Source organism: Mesorhizobium sp. B2-3-2 (assembly GCF_006442295.1).
Taxonomy (GTDB): domain Bacteria; phylum Pseudomonadota; class Alphaproteobacteria; order Rhizobiales; family Rhizobiaceae; genus Mesorhizobium.
Map to the genome: position 1 here is coordinate 52,843 of NZ_VFWA01000014.1, position 14,690 is coordinate 67,532.

Here is a 14,690-nt window from a genome sequence, read left to right on the forward strand (position 1 = left end):
GGCTTCCCCGGACCACCAGGGGTATTGTCAAGGCGGCTTAGCTATCAAGGCAGCGGGGACAAACCGCGGTCGAATGGCTGTGCGCGGAGATACCCTATTTGGCGTTTTTGGCCCCGCCGATCTCCTTGTCCCACTTCTCGAACATGGCAACCAGCGGTTTGGCGTCGAGCGGCGGTTCGATCGGGTTGTCGGCGATCATCGCGGCATATTCGGGCCGGCCGAAACGCTTGATCGTGTCCTGGCTGTCCTGCGGCGCCATCTCTATCGGCACGTCCCTGATCGATGGGCCGGGGTACATGTAGCCGTGATCGTACATGAATGCCTGCTGCTCGGGCTCCAGGATGAAGGCGATCAGTTGCAGGAGAACGCCGAGCTTTTCGTCGGAAACACCCTTTGGGATAGCCACATAGTTGGCGTCGCTGACCCAGTGGAAGCCTTTCAGGGTCGCAATCTTGTAATCTTCGGGAACGATGCCGAGATAGCGCGGATTGATGTCCCATCCGGTGGTCGTGGCGATGATGTCGCGCGTGCCGTCACCCAGTTCCTTCATGGTGACGGTCGTGCCGGAGGGATAATAGTCGATGCAGTCGTTCAGCTCCTTGAGATAGGCCCAGGTCTTCTCCCAGCCGTCGATAGGATCCAGCGGATCCTTATCGCCGAGCAGGTAGGGAAGGCCCATGACGAAGGTTCGGCCGGGGCCGGAATTCGCCGGTCGCGCATACATGAACTTTCCCGGATGCGCCTTGCACCAGGCAAGCAACTCTTCAGCGGTCCCAGGAAGGTCCTTGACCCGATCCGGTGCATATTCCAGGAGCGGGCCTGACGGATACCAGCTATCGACGAAGGCCTGGCCCTTCGCCATCTGCTGCATGGCATAGGCGCCCGGCAGGTAGCGCTCGTCGAGCTTGGGAAACATATCGGCGTAGTCGGGCAGGATCTGGGTCCACAATCCCTGATCGATGCCCGCTGCAAGGGCATCGTTACCGGTGAGCACGAAATCGATGTCCAACCGGCCTGCCGCCTGCTGGGCCTTGAGCTTGGCGGCAAGTTCGGGCGCCGGGGCCTGCGTGTAAACGAACTTCGAAATCAGTTCTGGATGGATCTCGGCGAACTTTTCAAGCGCCCGCTGGCTGAGCTGCAGGTCGCCGGCAACGTCGACTACATTGATGACCAGCGGTTCCTTCGGCTTCGGGAACTCCTTGGCAAGCGCGAAAACAGGCCTTGCCGTCGCGGCAACGCCAGCACCCAGGATCGTTAGAAGGGCATTGCGTCGGGTTGTCATTGGTGTCTCCTCCCTTTTCTAGGTTGCGTGGACGGTTATTCGCCCACGGTGTCCGGCACGTCGTGAAGCAAAGCAGTCGATTGCGGATCGAGAAACAGGTGGCAGTCGGCATGCCTGCGCAAGATACCGGCCGGCACCATCGGCGAGATCGGCGCTTCGACCGTATCGCGCACCGCCTCGGCCTTGCGGCGGTCCGGCACCGCCAGCACGATCAGACCGCTTTTCATGATCTGGTTGACGGTCATGGAGATCGCCCTGTGCGGAACGTCTTCCAGCGTCGGAAACCAGCCTTCGCCGAACTGCTGACGGCGGCAGCGGTCGTCCAGCGTTACCAGGTGGAACGGCGCCGTCGTCTCGAAGTCTGCGGGCGGATCGTTGAAGGCGAGGTGGCCGTTCTCGCCGATGCCCGCGAAGGTCACATCGATGGGGTGGCGGGCAATCAACGCATTGATGCGCGCCACCTCGGCACCTGGATCCGGCACGTCCCCGTCGATGAAATGAAAAGCTCCGAGCGACGGCAGCAGCGCGGTGAAGCGCTCCTTGAGATAGCGCCGAAAACTGGCCGGATGCGTATCCGGCATGGCGACATATTCATCGAGGTGAAAGCCGGTGACGCGCGACCAGTCGATGTCATCCCGCTTCACCAGCGCGGCAAGTACCTCGAACTGGCTGGCGCCGGTGGCGACGACGATATTGGCCGTGCCGCGCGCCTCGATCGCGGCGCGGATCGACTGCGCCCCCAGTTCAGCGGCAGCGGCGCCCAGCAGCTCTTTGTCCGGTTTCACGTAAATTCGCATGATCACTCCGTGGTTGTAAGTCGATGGAGCCCCGTCTTGGCTCGCTGCGAGCGCGGGGCCTGGGTTGTCGCTCTGATGACGAATTCGGTGACGAGATTGATGCGCTTGTGAGCGAGCGGCTTGCCTTGCAGCATAGCGACGAGAAGCTCGACCGCCTGCCTGCCGGCCTCCGCGCAATGGGTTGCGATGGACGTCAGGGGCGGGAAAAGGGTCGGCGCCAGTATGCCGTCGCAGCCGATCACGCTGTAGTCGCCCGGCACCGACAGGCCGCGCGCGGCAAGCCCGGCCATGATGCCTTGCGCCATGACATCGTCGAATGCGAGTACGGCGGTCGCTCCCGTCAGGACGAGCTCATCGACGCAGGCCTGGCCGGCCTCGAAGCTTGGCCGCGAGGTCGGAACCCGTACGATCTCGACCCCAAGCTCGGCGGCCCTCCTGGTCACGGTGCCGTAGCGCTGGCTGTTCGACCAGGAGAATGCCGGCCCGGCAACATAGGCGATCGATCTATGGCCCAACGAAACCAGATGCGCCAGCGCTTGCCCATAGCTTGGCCCGCTATCGACCAGAAGCCGTACCGTGCCGGGAATGTCGCGGTTGACGAGGACGCAAGGCCGCTTCCGCGCATGTTCAAGGATCTGTTTCGTGTGCAGGCGCGAAGAGGCGATGATGAAACCTTCTACCTGGGCCGACAGCTTGGTCAGGAGAATGTCTTCCACTTCCGGCGTCTCGTCGGAATCGCCGATAAACGTCGCATAGCCACATTCGCGGGCCGTCGCCTGCCCTCCACGCATCAACGCCGCGAAGAACGGGTTGGTGATGTCGGGCACGATCAGCGCGATGTTGCCTATCCGGCCGGTGCTTAGTGCGCGCGCGGCATGGTTGGGGACATAGCCGAGCCGCGCGGCGACCGAGTGAACCCTCGCGACTGTCTCGCGATTGAGAAGCTCCGGCCGGCTGAAAGCACGCGAAACGGTAGCCGAAGAGACGTTGGCGGCGTCCGCCACCTCGCTCAGCGTCGGTGTTGAAGATGAATTGTTCCGCCTTCGGTCAGGCATGCGCGCCCCTGTGCAAGCGCTTGCATGAAAGCGCTTGCACGAAGTCGTGTCAAGGATTGATTGGCCTCGAACAGGTCGGATAGTCGGGCTGTCTCCCGAGGCAGTCCTCCACAGGCGGAAACCGACCTAATGCCATCGACGTCAGGGATAGGGCAGGATCGGCGCAGGCGGACCGAGGGCTGCGCCGATCACTGTAGGCATTGCCGCGCCGTCAACCCTTCGACTGGAGCGCGTGGATCACGCCGCGCAGTTCCGCCAAACCGCGCAGGCGGCCTATCGCCGGATAACCCGGGTTCACCTTCTTTGTGAGATCGTCCAGCATGCGGTGGCCGTGGTCGGAGCGGAAGACGATGGTGTCGTGCGGTTCCCGTTTGCCGTCTTCGGCCAACAATTCGCGCAGTACCGCAACCATGTCCACGTCGCCGTCCAGATGCGCCGCTTCATGGAAGGTGCGGCCATCGCCTTCGCGCTTGGTAGCCCGCAAATGCGCGAAGGGGATGCGCGGAGCGAAGTGCTTCGCCATCGCCGGAAGATTGTTGTCGGCGCGCACGCCAAGGCTTCCGGTGCAAAAGCACATGCCGACGGCCGGCGACGGAACTGCCTCGAAGAGCGCGTTGTAGTCGGCGGCGGTCGAGGCCACCCGCGGCAGACCGAAGAGCGATCGGGGCGGATCGTCCGGATGCAGCGCAAGCCGGACGCCGCTGCTCTGTGCAGCGGGCGCGATCGCCGCCAGGAATTCGGTGAGATGCTGGCGCAGCCGGGCGGCATCGATGCCCGCATAACGCTCCAGCCGGTCGCGAAATTGCGGGACCGTCAACGGCTCCGTGGTCGAGCCCGGCAGCGCACTGGCGATGTTGGCGACGAGGGTCGCGGCCTCCTCTTCGCTCATCGCCTCGAAGACAGCTTTCGCCCGCTCGCGGTCTTCCTTGGAATAATCGGCTTCGGCTCCCCTGCGCTGCAGGATGTGCAGGTCGAAAGCTGCGAACCGGTCCTGGTCGAAACGCATCGCGGTCGCGCCGCTTGGCAGCTCGTAGTCGAGATCCGTGCGGGTCCAGTCCACCAGCGGCATGAAATTGAAACAGATGATATGGATGCCGTTGGCCGCAACCGCTTCCATGCTGGCGATCCAGGCCTCGATCTCGGCTTTCGCGCCGCCGCCGTGACGCTTGACAGCGTCGGGGACCGGTATGCTTTCAACGACCGACCAGATAAGCGGCGAGCGGTTTGACGGAGTATCCTCGATCATCGCCTTGCGTGTCGCTACTTCCGCCTTGGTCCAGGCACGCCCGATCGGGACTTCGTGCAACGCCGATACGATATCGGTGGCGCCGGCCTGACGCACCGCATCGAGCGGAACCCCCGCATCCGGCCCAAACCATCTCCATGCCTCGCGCATTCGTCATTTCTCCAACATTTCAGGGCTGGTCGGCTCAAATAAACCAGTCGGGGTAGGCGTCGCGCAGTTGCTCGACATCGGGAATGACAGCGCCTAGATGGATTCGCATGGCCTTACAGGCAGCCTTCACGTCATGCGCCGCTATGGCGTTGCGGATGATCGCATGCTCGCCGATCACATGGTCCATGCGGCCGAGCGCGGGCAGCGTCATGCGCCGCGCCCGGTCGATCTGCACCTTGACCGGCTTCAGATAGTTCCAGATGCCGGAATAGTTGGCTATTCGGGCAATCGCCTCGTGAAAGGCCTCGTCGGCCTCGTGAAAGCCGTTCATGTCCTGTCGTTCGGCAAGGAACCGCTGCCGCGCCAATATGTCGTCGAGCTTTCCCACATCGTCGCCGTTTGCGCATTGCGCGGCCCTTTCGACCGTCGCGCCTTCCAGCGCCTTACGGATGACGACGGCTTCGGGAATGAGCGAGATCGGTATCGGCGCGACGAAGGTTCCCGACTGGGGATAGATATTGACCAGCCCGTCTTCGACCAGGCGAATCAACGCCTCGCGAACCGGCGTGCGGCTGACACCGAAACGCTCGGTCAGAACCTTTTCATTCAAGGCGTTGCCGGGCTTAAGCTGCATGGATACGATCGCCTCGTGCAGTTCGCGGTATACTGCGGACGCCGCGGTCGTACGCACGATGCCCGGCCGACGCATCTTCGTTCGAACGGGGACGGCGTCGCGGTCGGAGCCCGCAAGGCCCGCATGCGCCTTTGCTGATGTCATTTCTCAATTCCCGATCTTCAATCAGTTGACATATTAATATATTATTCCTTACTGTTCGCCAATATCGGAACGCCGCTTCATTCCAAATTATGATCGCGCGCATTCAATTGTCCCTCCCTTCCGAACGCCGCTTCGCGGCTCGACCGCAAGGATTTTGCAATGCCGCTCCATCCCGACAGGCTTTTTTCGCCTGACCCTACCGTCCGCTCCATCGCCAGGCGCCTCTATGAAGGCGTGCGTGCCTTGCCGATCATCTCCCCGCACGGCCATACCGAGCCGGATTGGTATGCGTACGACCTGCCGTTCCCGGATCCGGCCACGCTGTTCGTCAAGCCCGACCACTATATTTTGCGCATGTTCTATTCCCAGGGAATGCGCATGGAAGATTTCGGCGTCCCGCGGCTGGATGGGGGCCCGATCGAAACCGATCCCCGCAAGATCTGGCGCCGCTTCGCCGAGAACTACGCCCTTTTCCGCGGCACGCCGACGCGGCTGTGGTTCGAGCATTCGCTGGCAACGGTCTTCGGAATCGAAGAGCGGCTCGGCGCGAAGAATGCCGACCTTCTTTATGATCGCATCGCCGAACAGCTCGAGCGGCCGGAGATGCGTCCGCGCGCGCTCTACAAGCGTTTCAACATCGAAGCCATCTCAACGACGGACGCCGCCACCGATGCGCTTGCCGCGCATGATGCGATCAAGGCTTCCGGATGGGACGGCCAGGTTGTGCCGGCCTACCGGCCAGACGCCGTCGTCGACCCTTCGCGCAAGGGTTTCCATGCCGAGGTGGAGCGGTTCCTGGCGTTGGCCGGAACGCCGGCCAGCTATCCCGGCTATCTTGAGGCGCACCGAATCCGCCGTGCCTATTTCAAGCAGCGCGGCGCGACGTCGACCGACCACGGCCATCCGAATGCCCGCACCGCCGACCTGTCTAAGGCGGAAGCGGCGGCCCTGTTCGACCGAGTGCTGAAGGCCGATGTCTCGCCCGAGGATGCCGACCTGTTCCGCGCGCAAATGCTGACCGAAATGGCGCGCATGAGCGTCGAGGACGGCCTGGTCATGCAAATCCATCCCGGCTCTTTCCGCAACCACAACCCGCGGATTTTCACCGAGTTCGGTTTCGACAAGGGCGCGGACATTCCCACCAGCACCGATTATGTGCACGACCTCAAGCCGCTCCTCGACGCGTTCGGCAACGACACGCGCCTGACATTGATCATGTTCACACTGGACGAGACGGCCTACGGGCGCGAGCTCGCGCCGCTTGCCGGGCATTATCCGGCGCTGCGCCTCGGCCCCCCCTGGTGGTTTTTCGACAGCCCCGAAGGCATGTACCGGTTTCGCAAGCTTACCACGGAGACAGCCGGCTTCTATAACACGGTGGGCTTCAACGACGACACCCGTGCCTTCTGTTCGATCCCCGCGCGGCACGACATGGCTCGTCGCGTCGACTGCAATTTTCTCGCGGAATTGGTGGCTGACCACCGGCTCGACGAGGACGAGGCGCAGGAAGTGGCGCACGATCTCGCCTACCGCCTGGCCAAGAAAGCCTATAGGTTCTGACCATGGTGCAGCGGCTTTCCAATCGGACCGTGGGTGACTTGCCGGCCGGGATCGGGCGCACGGACCGCAGAGCTCAGCTCGGCTGCCGAACTGGCCGCCGTCTTCCTGTGGCTGAAGCAGGTCTTCGGCAACGATCTCCCGGCCAAACCCCCATTTCGCAAGGCTGTGGAACCGCATTGATCGATCTTTTGAACGGCGGCGCCGCAGCCACCGTGCCACGATGGGCGCAGCGGTTCATGCACGGAGCAGAAAGCGGTTGTTTTTGAGGACTGGTAGATTAATATATCAAAATTGAAATCCTGCCCGGACAAGACAGGATCCCACCGGAGGAGATGAAGATGGTCAAGATCACTCGGCGACAGGCGGTCGGCGGATTAGCCGGCATGGCGGCGCTTCCGGTCGCGCGCGCGTTTGCCCAGACCGCCAAGCTGCCGACCGCGCCCGTCACCATCAATATCGTCGATGTCGCCGGCAACCTGGCGCTGACCCAGAAGGCGATCGAGAATTACAAGACGGCCAAGCCGGAACTGATCTCGAACATCGTCTTCACCAAGGCGCCCGCCCCGGAGCTTCCAGGCAAGATCAAGGCGCAGCAGGCGGCGAACCGCGTCGATATCGACCTCGTGCTTACCGGAACGGATGCGCTGTCGGCGGGCCTCGAGATGGACCTGTGGGTCAAGCTGCTTCCCGACGATTCCGGTGCCTTGCCTAAGCTGGCCGATATCTATCAGGAGCCGGCAGCGCGTATGCAGACACTGGCCAAGGACCACGGCGTCGTCGTCACCTACTACCCGTCCGGGCCGCTGCTCGAATACATGCCCGACAAGGTCAAGACAGTGCCGACCACGGCGGAGGAGCTTCTGGCCTGGGCCAAGGAGAACCCGAACCGGTTCCTCTATGCGCGCCCGGCCAATTCCGGCCCCGGCCGTACCTTCCTGATGGGCCTCCCCTATCTGCTCGGCGACAGCGACCCGAAGGATCCGGTCAAGGGCTGGGACAAGACCTGGGCCTATCTCAAGGAATTGCATAAATACATCGAATATTATCCGACCGGCACCGGGGCACTGATGAAGGAACTCGGCGAAGGCACGCGTGACATGACGGTGTCGACGACGGGCTGGGACATCAATCCGCGCGTTCTCGGCGTCGTACCGAAAGAAGCCAAGGTTGGGGCGCTGAAAGGCTTCCATTGGGTCGCCGACGCCCATTACATGTGCGTGCCGAAAGGGGTCAGCGACGAAAAACTGGCCGTGCTCAAGGACCTGATGGCATTCCTGCTGACGCCTAAGCAGCAGGCCTATACCTATGACGAGGGCTATTTCTATCCGGGCCCGGCGGTCAAGAATGTCACCCTCGACATGGCGCCGCAGGAAAGCCAGGATGCGATCGCCGAATTCGGCCGCACCGAATATGCCGACCTGATCGCCAACAACCCGATCGAACTGCCGCTGGAGCCCGCTTCGATGGTCACGGCATTCCGAATCTGGGACGAACAGGTCGCCGCCGCCGCGAAATGACAAACCTTTGATTTTCAGCGCATAATATGAACCGGGCATGCCGCCCGGTTCGCCTAGAACAATGGGGCTACGAACGGATGCTGCTCGCCTCGTCGAAATTCGACGAACTCCGCCTCGATCATATGAGCCGAAAATTCGGCAGTATGAGCGCGCTGAGTGACGTTTCGCTGACCGTGCGCAAGGGGGAATTCATCGCCCTGCTCGGACCTTCGGGCTGCGGCAAGTCGACCGCACTGAACTGCATCGCCGGTCTGCTTTCCACCACGGGCGGTAGCATCTATCTGGACGACAAGCGCATCGACCAGCTCAAGCCGGAAGACCGCGGCTTCGGCATGGTGTTCCAGAACTATGCGCTGTTCCCGCACATGACCGTCAAAGCCAATATCGGCTTCGGCCTGAAGATGCGCGGCACGCCCAAGGCCGAGATCACGCAGCGCGTCGACGAGGCGCTGGGGCTGGTGCGGCTGGAAACGCAGGGCCACAAGCTGCCCGGTCAGCTGTCGGGCGGCCAGCAGCAGCGGGTGGCCATCGCCCGCGCCATCGTCATCGAGCCGCCGTTGGTGCTGATGGACGAGCCGCTCTCCAACCTCGACGCAAAATTGCGCATCGAGATGCGTGCCGAAATCCGGCGCATCCACAACCAGCTCGGGGCCACCACCCTTTATGTGACCCATGACCAGGACGAGGCCTTGTCGCTTGCCGACCGCATAGTTGTGCTGCGCGACGGCCAAATCCGGCAGGTCGGCGCTCCGCGGGACCTCTATGAGAGCCCGGATCATCTCGACGTCGCCGAATTCATGGGCTACCGCAACCGGCTAACCGGCAAGGTCACCCGGCGCGACGGCGACGTTGCCACGGTCGAAGTCGGCGGCGTCAGCCTTTCGGGCAGACTTCGCGACGATCTCGCGGTTGGCGCGCAAGCCGTGATCGCCGCCAGGCCGGACGATGTCACCGTGAGCGACAAGGGCATCGGGACGCTCGATGCGAATGTCGAAACCATCGAGTACCGCGGCCGGGAATTCGTCGGCACGGCACGCACCGAGGGCGGCCTCGAGCTGATCTTCCATGCCAGCCAGGCCGCGTCGGTCGGGAACACGGTTTCGCTCGCGATCGATTCTGCCCACGCCCTGATCTACGCGGCCTGAGGACGGCGATGTCGACGCTCGATCATACGCCCCCTCCTTCCCTGCGCCAGCGGTTGGCCTTGCACGGGATCGACGGCGTTACCCTTCTGGTGCTTCCGGCCGCCTTGTTTACGCTGGCGATCTTCGTCTATCCCTTCGTCTACGGCCTGCTCCTGTCCTTCAAGCCGAAGGAAGGGGGACTCCTCGCCAACTACGAGCGTTTCTTCTCCGATCCGTTCCTCTACAATACCATTGCCACAACGTTGTGGCTGGCGGTGCCGGTCACCGTCATCAGCCTGGCGCTGGCGCTGCCCATCGCCTTTCGCGTTCGCCTGATGACGCACCAGCGTATGCTGACCACCATCCTCGTGCTGCCGGTAACGCTCGGCACGGTGCTGGTGGCGGAAGGCCTGCTCAACTATCTGGGACCGCAGGGCTGGTTCAGCCGCACGCTGATGTTGTTCGGCGTCATCAGCAGTCCCGTGAAACTCACCAACAATTACTGGGGTGTTTTCGCGTCGCTGATCATCACCGGTTTCCCGTTCACGTTCCTTTTGACGCTTTCCTATGTGACAGGCATCGATCCGGCACTGGAACAGGCAGCGGCGACCCACGGCGCGCGCTCCTGGCAGCGGTTCCGCTATGTGTTCCTGCCGCTGCTGATCCCCGGCCTGGCCATCGCCTTCCTGCTTTCGTTCGTACAGGCCTTCGCCGTCTTTCCGTCGGCGGTTCTGCTAGGCGCGCCGGCCGGGCCGACCCGCGTCATCTCGATTGCGGCCTACCAGGCCGCCTTCGAGCAGTATGACTACTCGATGGCCTCGGCAATCGCGATGATCATGGCCGGTGTGCAGTTGGTCATCGTCGTCGCCATCCTGATGCTGCGCAACCTGTTCTATCGCGGCAGCACCGCAGGCGGAAAGGGCTGACATGATCCGCGACACAAGCATCGGCGCCAAGCTCTGGATCACCGCCATCTGGGTGGTGGTGGGTTTCTTCGTGCTCAACCTCGCGGCGATGATTGCCACGGTCATCCTGTCGTCCTTCGGCACGCGCTGGCTGGGCACATGGATTCCCGCCGGCTTCACCACCCGCTGGTATTTCGCCGCCTGGGCGGAATTCCAGCTCCACGATATTCTGATCGTAACTTTCCAGATCGCCTTCACCGTGGTCGCGCTTTCAGGCCTGCTCGGCGTGACGGCGGCCTATGCGCTGGCGCGGCGCGATTTTCCCGGCAAAAGGCTGATCATGCTTCTGTTCCTGCTGCCGCTTCTGGTGCCGCCGATCACCTTCGGCATTCCGCTGGCCACCGTGCTCTACCAGTCGGGGGTCGGCGGCACGTTCTGGGGCGTGGTGCTGGCCAATCTCGTGCCGACGGTTCCTTTCGTCATCCTGGTGATGATCCCCTTCATCGAACAGATCGATCCCAAGATCGAGGCGGCCGCGCGCGTCTTCGGCGCCAACACGTTCCAGCTCTTTCTCCATGTTCTGCTGCCGATGCTGGTGCCGGGCATCTTGGCGGCGCTGCTGCTGGTGCTGGTGCGTACCATCGGCATGTTCGAACTGACCTTCCTGACAGCCGGGCCGACCAGCCAGACGCTCGTCGTGGCGCTGTACTATTCGGTTTTCGCCTCGGGCGTTCGCGCGGTGCAGTCGATCGATGCGATGGCGGTGGTATATATGATAACGACGCTGGTCTGGCTGCTGATCGCACTGCGCTTCGTCAATCCGACGCAGATTGTCGCGCGGGCAAAGCAGCAGCCCGCCTCCGCCTGAAACAGGCTTTTCTTTCCGCCGCATGATGGCGGCGGAAAGCCACTCTCTGTCGGAATCCTGGAGCGTTCGAGATTCGAAGAAAGCGCTCTTATACCGGTTGGTTGCTGGCCGGATCCGCACGGATGAGGGCTGCGATCAGGCGCTGTGTCTGGAGCGCCTCCTCACCCGTCACGGCCGGATCTCGGCCTTGCGAAATCGCATCGGCGAAATCGTCAATCAGCGCACGGTGCGCGTCATGGGGGAAGTCCATGATGGCTGCGCCGCTGCCTGTCTTCCCCTCCGCCTCAACGCGCTCTTCGCGTCCGTCGAGCCAGTTGACGCTCAGCGCTCCTCCGGTCAGCGTGGCCGTGCCGAGCGAGCCGACAAGCTCCATGGTTTCAGGCGAGCCCGGATAGGCAGCCGTAGTGGCGAGCAGCGAGGCCGGTGAGCCGTTGGCGAGCCGCATCAGGGCGGTGACGTAATCCTCAGCCTCCATCTGGTGCAGGCCGGTCGTCCGCACCTGCGAAGCCACCACCTCGACCTCTCCCAGCAGGGAGCGGAAAAGGTCGATGGCGTGGATCGCCTGCGACAACAGCACGCCGCCCCCGTCCCGCGCGAAGCTGCCGCGGCCTCCGGTGTCGTAATAGGCCTGGGGCCGCCACCACGGAACCCGAAGGCTGGCCGCCTCGACCGTGCCGATGGCGCCGGAGGCCAGCACTTGGCGCAGCCGCAGGCTGGCCGGCCGGAAACGGTGCTGCAGGACGACGCCGAGGCGCAGGCCGGCCCCCCGGGCCAGCATCACCAGCTTCTCGGCGCGCGCCAGCGTCGTTTCGAGCGGCTTTTCGACGAGCACGTGCTTGCCGGCGGCAAGGGCCAACTCGGCCACCGCCAGATGCGCGTTGGCCGGCGTCAGCACCAGCACCGCCTGAACCTCGGGATCGGCAATCGCGGCCGCAATGTCGGTCGTCACGGGAAAGGAAAACTGGTCGGCAAAGGCCTCTGCCGTCGCCTGGCTGCGGCTGGCCGCCCATTTCACCTCGATCCTGTCGGCAAGATCGACGAGGCTCTTCGCATGCGGCAACGCCGCCGGACCCAAGCCGATCATGGCGACACGTAGCCTGTTCATCGCGCGTTCCTTTGCTGCGCCGTCACGACGACCGCCGCCGCCTGCGCCTCGAGTGCCAGCCGGCAGACCGTGAAGACATGCTCCTGCGTCATCGCCGTTTCGGTACGGTCGCGCACATCGGCAAGCAGGCGTTCGAAATAGGATATCTTTTCGCCCGACGCATCGAAATGGCGCGTGCCCTGGCCATCGACGAGAAATACGTGGTCCGTTCCGGGTTTGCCGGCTATGTCGACATATTTCCTAAGCTCGATCGTGCCCTTGGTGCCGAGCAGTATCAGTCGTCCATCCCCCCAGGTCGGCAGCCCGTCGGCGGTGAACCAGTCGACGCGGATATAGCCGCTTGCTTTGTCTCCCCGCAGGAGGATGTCGCCGAAATCCTGGAATGCCGGAATGTCAGGAGCGCCAAAATGACCGACCGCACTTGAAACGACATGCGCGTCGGCGCAGCCAGTATAGAACAGGAACTGATCAATTTGGTGCGAGGCGATATCGACCAGGATGCCGCCGTAATTCACGGGATCGAAAAACCACGCCGGGCGTAGCGCACGGTTGAGCCGGTGCGGCCCCAAGCCCGTCACATGGATGACTTCGCCGATGGCGCCGTCCATCGCCAGTTGCGTCGCCAGCGTCGAGGCTCGGGTCAGGAGGCGCTCCGAAAAGCAGATCGAAAAGATGCGTCCCGTCTCGCGCACGGTCTGCCGCAAGGCGGCAAGCTGCTCGAACGTGGTCAGGCCGGGCTTGTCCGCAAGCACGTCCTTGCCGTGCCGCATGGCCTCGACGGCAATGGCGGCCCGGTCGGAGGGGACAGCCGCGGTAACGACGAGGTCGATGGCGGGATCCTCGATCAGCCGCCGTTTTTCGACCGGCGCGATCCGTGGAAAACGCTCGGCGATGCCGGCGGCAACCTTGGGATCGGTCGTCGCGGAATCGTAGCCGGCGCACTCGGCGCCGGCATCCAGAAGCCCACCGATCAGGTCATAGACGTGACGATGATCGATGCCAATCACGGCAAATCGCATTGGTTCGCTACTTCATCTTGTTGGCGCCGACCTCGCGGTCCCATTTCCCGAAGGCGGCGACCAATGCTTCCGGCTTTAACGGCGCTTCGACCGGGAACTTCCTGATCAGCTCTTCATATTGTGGGCGGCCGAACTCTGCGATGGCGTCCTGGCTTTCCTGCGGCGCGGCGCTGAGCGGTACGCCCTTGACCGCCGGACCGGGATAGAAATAGCCCTTGTCGTAGGTATAGGCCTGCTGCGCGGGCTCGAGCATGAAGGCCATGAGCTTGACCAGAACCGCGATCTTTTCCTCGGCGACGCCCTTGGGAATGCACATGAACTGCGTATCGGGCACCCAATGCGTGCCTTCGAGCGCAAACGTCTCGATATCCTTCGGCACGATGCCCAAAACGCGCGGGTTGATGTCCCAGCCGAACGTGGAAACGATCATGTCGCGGGTGCCCTCGGCCAGCTCCTTCATCGTCACGGTGGTGCCGGAGGGATAATAGTCGATGCCTTCATCCAGCGCCTTCAGATAGGCCCAGGTCTTCTCCCATCCATTGATGGGGTCGGAAGGATTCTTGTCGCCGAGGATGTAGGGCATGGCCATCAGGAAGGTCCAGCCCGGTCCCGAATTGACCGGTCGCGCATAGCAGAATTTGCCGGGATTTGCCTTCACCCACGCAAGCAGTTCCTCGGTGCTCCTGGGGATGGTCTTGACCCTGTCCGGCGCACATTCGAAGAGTGGGCCCGACGGCGAATAGACGACGACGACACCTTCGTTCTGGCCGAAGTTCTTCTGCATCATCAAGGCGCTGTCGAGATAGACGGCCTCAGCCTTGGGCAGCACAGTGGGATATTTCGTCCACACGTCGATCCACAGGCCCTGGGTGATGCCGTCCGACATGGCACCCGGACCCGTCAGCACCAGGTCGATGTCGACCCGGTTGGCCGCCTGCTGCGCGGCGAGCTTGGCCGGCAGTTCGGGGGACGGCGCGCGCGAGAACGTGATCTTGGAGACGAGCCCCGGATTTTCCTTGCCGAATTTCTCGATTGCCATCTGGGTAAGCTGCAGATTGCCCGCGACATCGATGATGTTGAGCGCCACCGGCGAAGTGGGCAGGGCAAGCTCGTCGGCGAATGACCGGCCAAAGGGCAGCGTTGCAAAACCAGCCAATCCGCCAAGCGCCTGGCGGCGTGAAATCGTGAACATCGTCGTCCTCCTCATTTATCTCTTGAAAGAGCGGTGTCTCCGCACTTTCATCCCGGCTCTCCCAAGCGAATGATATATTAGTCTATTAGTAT

13 protein-coding genes are annotated in these 14,690 nt (G+C 62.8%); 5 read left to right on the forward strand and 8 right to left on the reverse strand.

The features are described 5' to 3' along the window. Positions 1 to 94 precede the first annotated feature (94 nt). From FJ964_RS24610 to FJ964_RS24630, 5 genes are all read right to left on the reverse strand, one after another. The gene (locus FJ964_RS24610; RefSeq protein WP_140552800.1) at positions 95 to 1,282 is read right to left on the reverse strand and encodes an extracellular solute-binding protein; all 1,188 of its coding nucleotides are present in this window, start codon (positions 1,280 to 1,282) and stop codon (positions 95 to 97) included. A gap of 35 nt (positions 1,283 to 1,317) precedes the next feature. Next, positions 1,318 to 2,079 (reverse strand): glucosamine-6-phosphate deaminase, encoded by a 762-nt coding sequence (locus tag FJ964_RS24615; protein WP_140552801.1) that lies wholly within the window; start codon positions 2,077 to 2,079, stop codon positions 1,318 to 1,320. A 2-nt stretch (positions 2,080 to 2,081) separates the two neighbouring features. Then, positions 2,082 to 3,134 carry a LacI family DNA-binding transcriptional regulator gene (locus FJ964_RS24620; protein WP_140552802.1) on the reverse strand — a complete coding sequence of 351 codons (1,053 nt, stop codon included), beginning with the start codon at positions 3,132 to 3,134 and terminating at the stop codon, positions 2,082 to 2,084. 211 nt (positions 3,135 to 3,345) lie between these two features. Continuing rightward, the gene (gene uxuA, locus FJ964_RS24625; RefSeq protein ID WP_140552803.1) at positions 3,346 to 4,530 is read right to left on the reverse strand and encodes a mannonate dehydratase; all 1,185 of its coding nucleotides are present in this window, start codon (positions 4,528 to 4,530) and stop codon (positions 3,346 to 3,348) included. A gap of 34 nt (positions 4,531 to 4,564) precedes the next feature. Beyond that, entirely contained in the window at positions 4,565 to 5,239 is a 675-nt protein-coding gene (locus tag FJ964_RS24630; protein WP_140552869.1) for a GntR family transcriptional regulator, read from the reverse strand. Between the two features lie 228 nt (positions 5,240 to 5,467). On the opposite strand from FJ964_RS24630, the gene uxaC reads away from it, so the two are divergent. From uxaC to FJ964_RS24655, 5 genes are all read left to right on the forward strand, one after another. Further along, complete coding sequence (gene uxaC / locus FJ964_RS24635) at positions 5,468 to 6,868, forward strand: glucuronate isomerase (protein WP_140552804.1); 1,401 nt, start codon at positions 5,468 to 5,470, stop codon at positions 6,866 to 6,868. 338 nt (positions 6,869 to 7,206) lie between these two features. Next, entirely contained in the window at positions 7,207 to 8,385 is a 1,179-nt protein-coding gene (locus tag FJ964_RS24640) for an extracellular solute-binding protein (RefSeq protein WP_140552805.1), read from the forward strand. Between the two features lie 77 nt (positions 8,386 to 8,462). After that, entirely contained in the window at positions 8,463 to 9,530 is a 1,068-nt protein-coding gene (locus FJ964_RS24645) for an ABC transporter ATP-binding protein (RefSeq protein ID WP_140552806.1), read from the forward strand. A gap of 8 nt (positions 9,531 to 9,538) precedes the next feature. After that, positions 9,539 to 10,435 carry a sugar ABC transporter permease gene (locus FJ964_RS24650; RefSeq protein ID WP_140552807.1) on the forward strand — a complete coding sequence of 299 codons (897 nt, stop codon included), beginning with the start codon at positions 9,539 to 9,541 and terminating at the stop codon, positions 10,433 to 10,435. A gap of 1 nt (position 10,436) precedes the next feature. Beyond that, a complete protein-coding gene (locus FJ964_RS24655; RefSeq protein WP_140552808.1) occupies positions 10,437 to 11,282 on the forward strand; it encodes an ABC transporter permease subunit in 846 nt (281 codons plus the stop codon). An 88-nt stretch (positions 11,283 to 11,370) separates the two neighbouring features. Here FJ964_RS24655 and FJ964_RS24660 read toward each other — a convergent pair whose 3' ends face one another. The 3 genes from FJ964_RS24660 to FJ964_RS24670 are packed head-to-tail and all read right to left on the reverse strand — an operon-like array spanning position 11,371 to position 14,598. Further along, a complete protein-coding gene (locus FJ964_RS24660) occupies positions 11,371 to 12,387 on the reverse strand; it encodes a Gfo/Idh/MocA family oxidoreductase (RefSeq protein WP_140552809.1) in 1,017 nt (338 codons plus the stop codon). After that, positions 12,384 to 13,406 carry a Gfo/Idh/MocA family oxidoreductase gene (locus tag FJ964_RS24665; protein WP_140552810.1) on the reverse strand — a complete coding sequence of 341 codons (1,023 nt, stop codon included), beginning with the start codon at positions 13,404 to 13,406 and terminating at the stop codon, positions 12,384 to 12,386. The genes FJ964_RS24660 and FJ964_RS24665 overlap by 4 nt, the downstream gene beginning before the upstream one ends. A 7-nt stretch (positions 13,407 to 13,413) precedes the next feature. Further along, positions 13,414 to 14,598 carry an extracellular solute-binding protein gene (locus FJ964_RS24670; RefSeq protein ID WP_140552811.1) on the reverse strand — a complete coding sequence of 395 codons (1,185 nt, stop codon included), beginning with the start codon at positions 14,596 to 14,598 and terminating at the stop codon, positions 13,414 to 13,416. Positions 14,599 to 14,690: the final 92 nt, after the last annotated feature.

What these genes read in the sequence shown, in the direction of transcription:
- FJ964_RS24615 (WP_140552801.1), bottom strand. Translation starts at nt 2,079, where the DNA reads ATGCGAATTTACGTGAAACCGGACAAAGAGCTGCTGGGCGCCGCTGCC.
- FJ964_RS24640 (WP_140552805.1), top strand. Translation starts at nt 7,207, where the DNA reads ATGGTCAAGATCACTCGGCGACAGGCGGTCGGCGGATTAGCCGGCATG.
- FJ964_RS24655 (WP_140552808.1), top strand. Translation starts at nt 10,437, where the DNA reads ATGATCCGCGACACAAGCATCGGCGCCAAGCTCTGGATCACCGCCATC.
- FJ964_RS24650 (WP_140552807.1), top strand. Translation starts at nt 9,539, where the DNA reads ATGTCGACGCTCGATCATACGCCCCCTCCTTCCCTGCGCCAGCGGTTG.
- FJ964_RS24610 (WP_140552800.1), bottom strand. Translation starts at nt 1,282, where the DNA reads ATGACAACCCGACGCAATGCCCTTCTAACGATCCTGGGTGCTGGCGTT.
- FJ964_RS24620 (WP_140552802.1), bottom strand. Translation starts at nt 3,134, where the DNA reads ATGCCTGACCGAAGGCGGAACAATTCATCTTCAACACCGACGCTGAGC.
- FJ964_RS24660 (WP_140552809.1), bottom strand. Translation starts at nt 12,387, where the DNA reads ATGAACAGGCTACGTGTCGCCATGATCGGCTTGGGTCCGGCGGCGTTG.
- uxaC (WP_140552804.1), top strand. Translation starts at nt 5,468, where the DNA reads ATGCCGCTCCATCCCGACAGGCTTTTTTCGCCTGACCCTACCGTCCGC.
- FJ964_RS24670 (WP_140552811.1), bottom strand. Translation starts at nt 14,598, where the DNA reads ATGTTCACGATTTCACGCCGCCAGGCGCTTGGCGGATTGGCTGGTTTT.
- FJ964_RS24645 (WP_140552806.1), top strand. Translation starts at nt 8,463, where the DNA reads ATGCTGCTCGCCTCGTCGAAATTCGACGAACTCCGCCTCGATCATATG.
- FJ964_RS24665 (WP_140552810.1), bottom strand. Translation starts at nt 13,406, where the DNA reads ATGCGATTTGCCGTGATTGGCATCGATCATCGTCACGTCTATGACCTG.
- FJ964_RS24630 (WP_140552869.1), bottom strand. Translation starts at nt 5,239, where the DNA reads ATGCGTCGGCCGGGCATCGTGCGTACGACCGCGGCGTCCGCAGTATAC.
- uxuA (WP_140552803.1), bottom strand. Translation starts at nt 4,530, where the DNA reads ATGCGCGAGGCATGGAGATGGTTTGGGCCGGATGCGGGGGTTCCGCTC.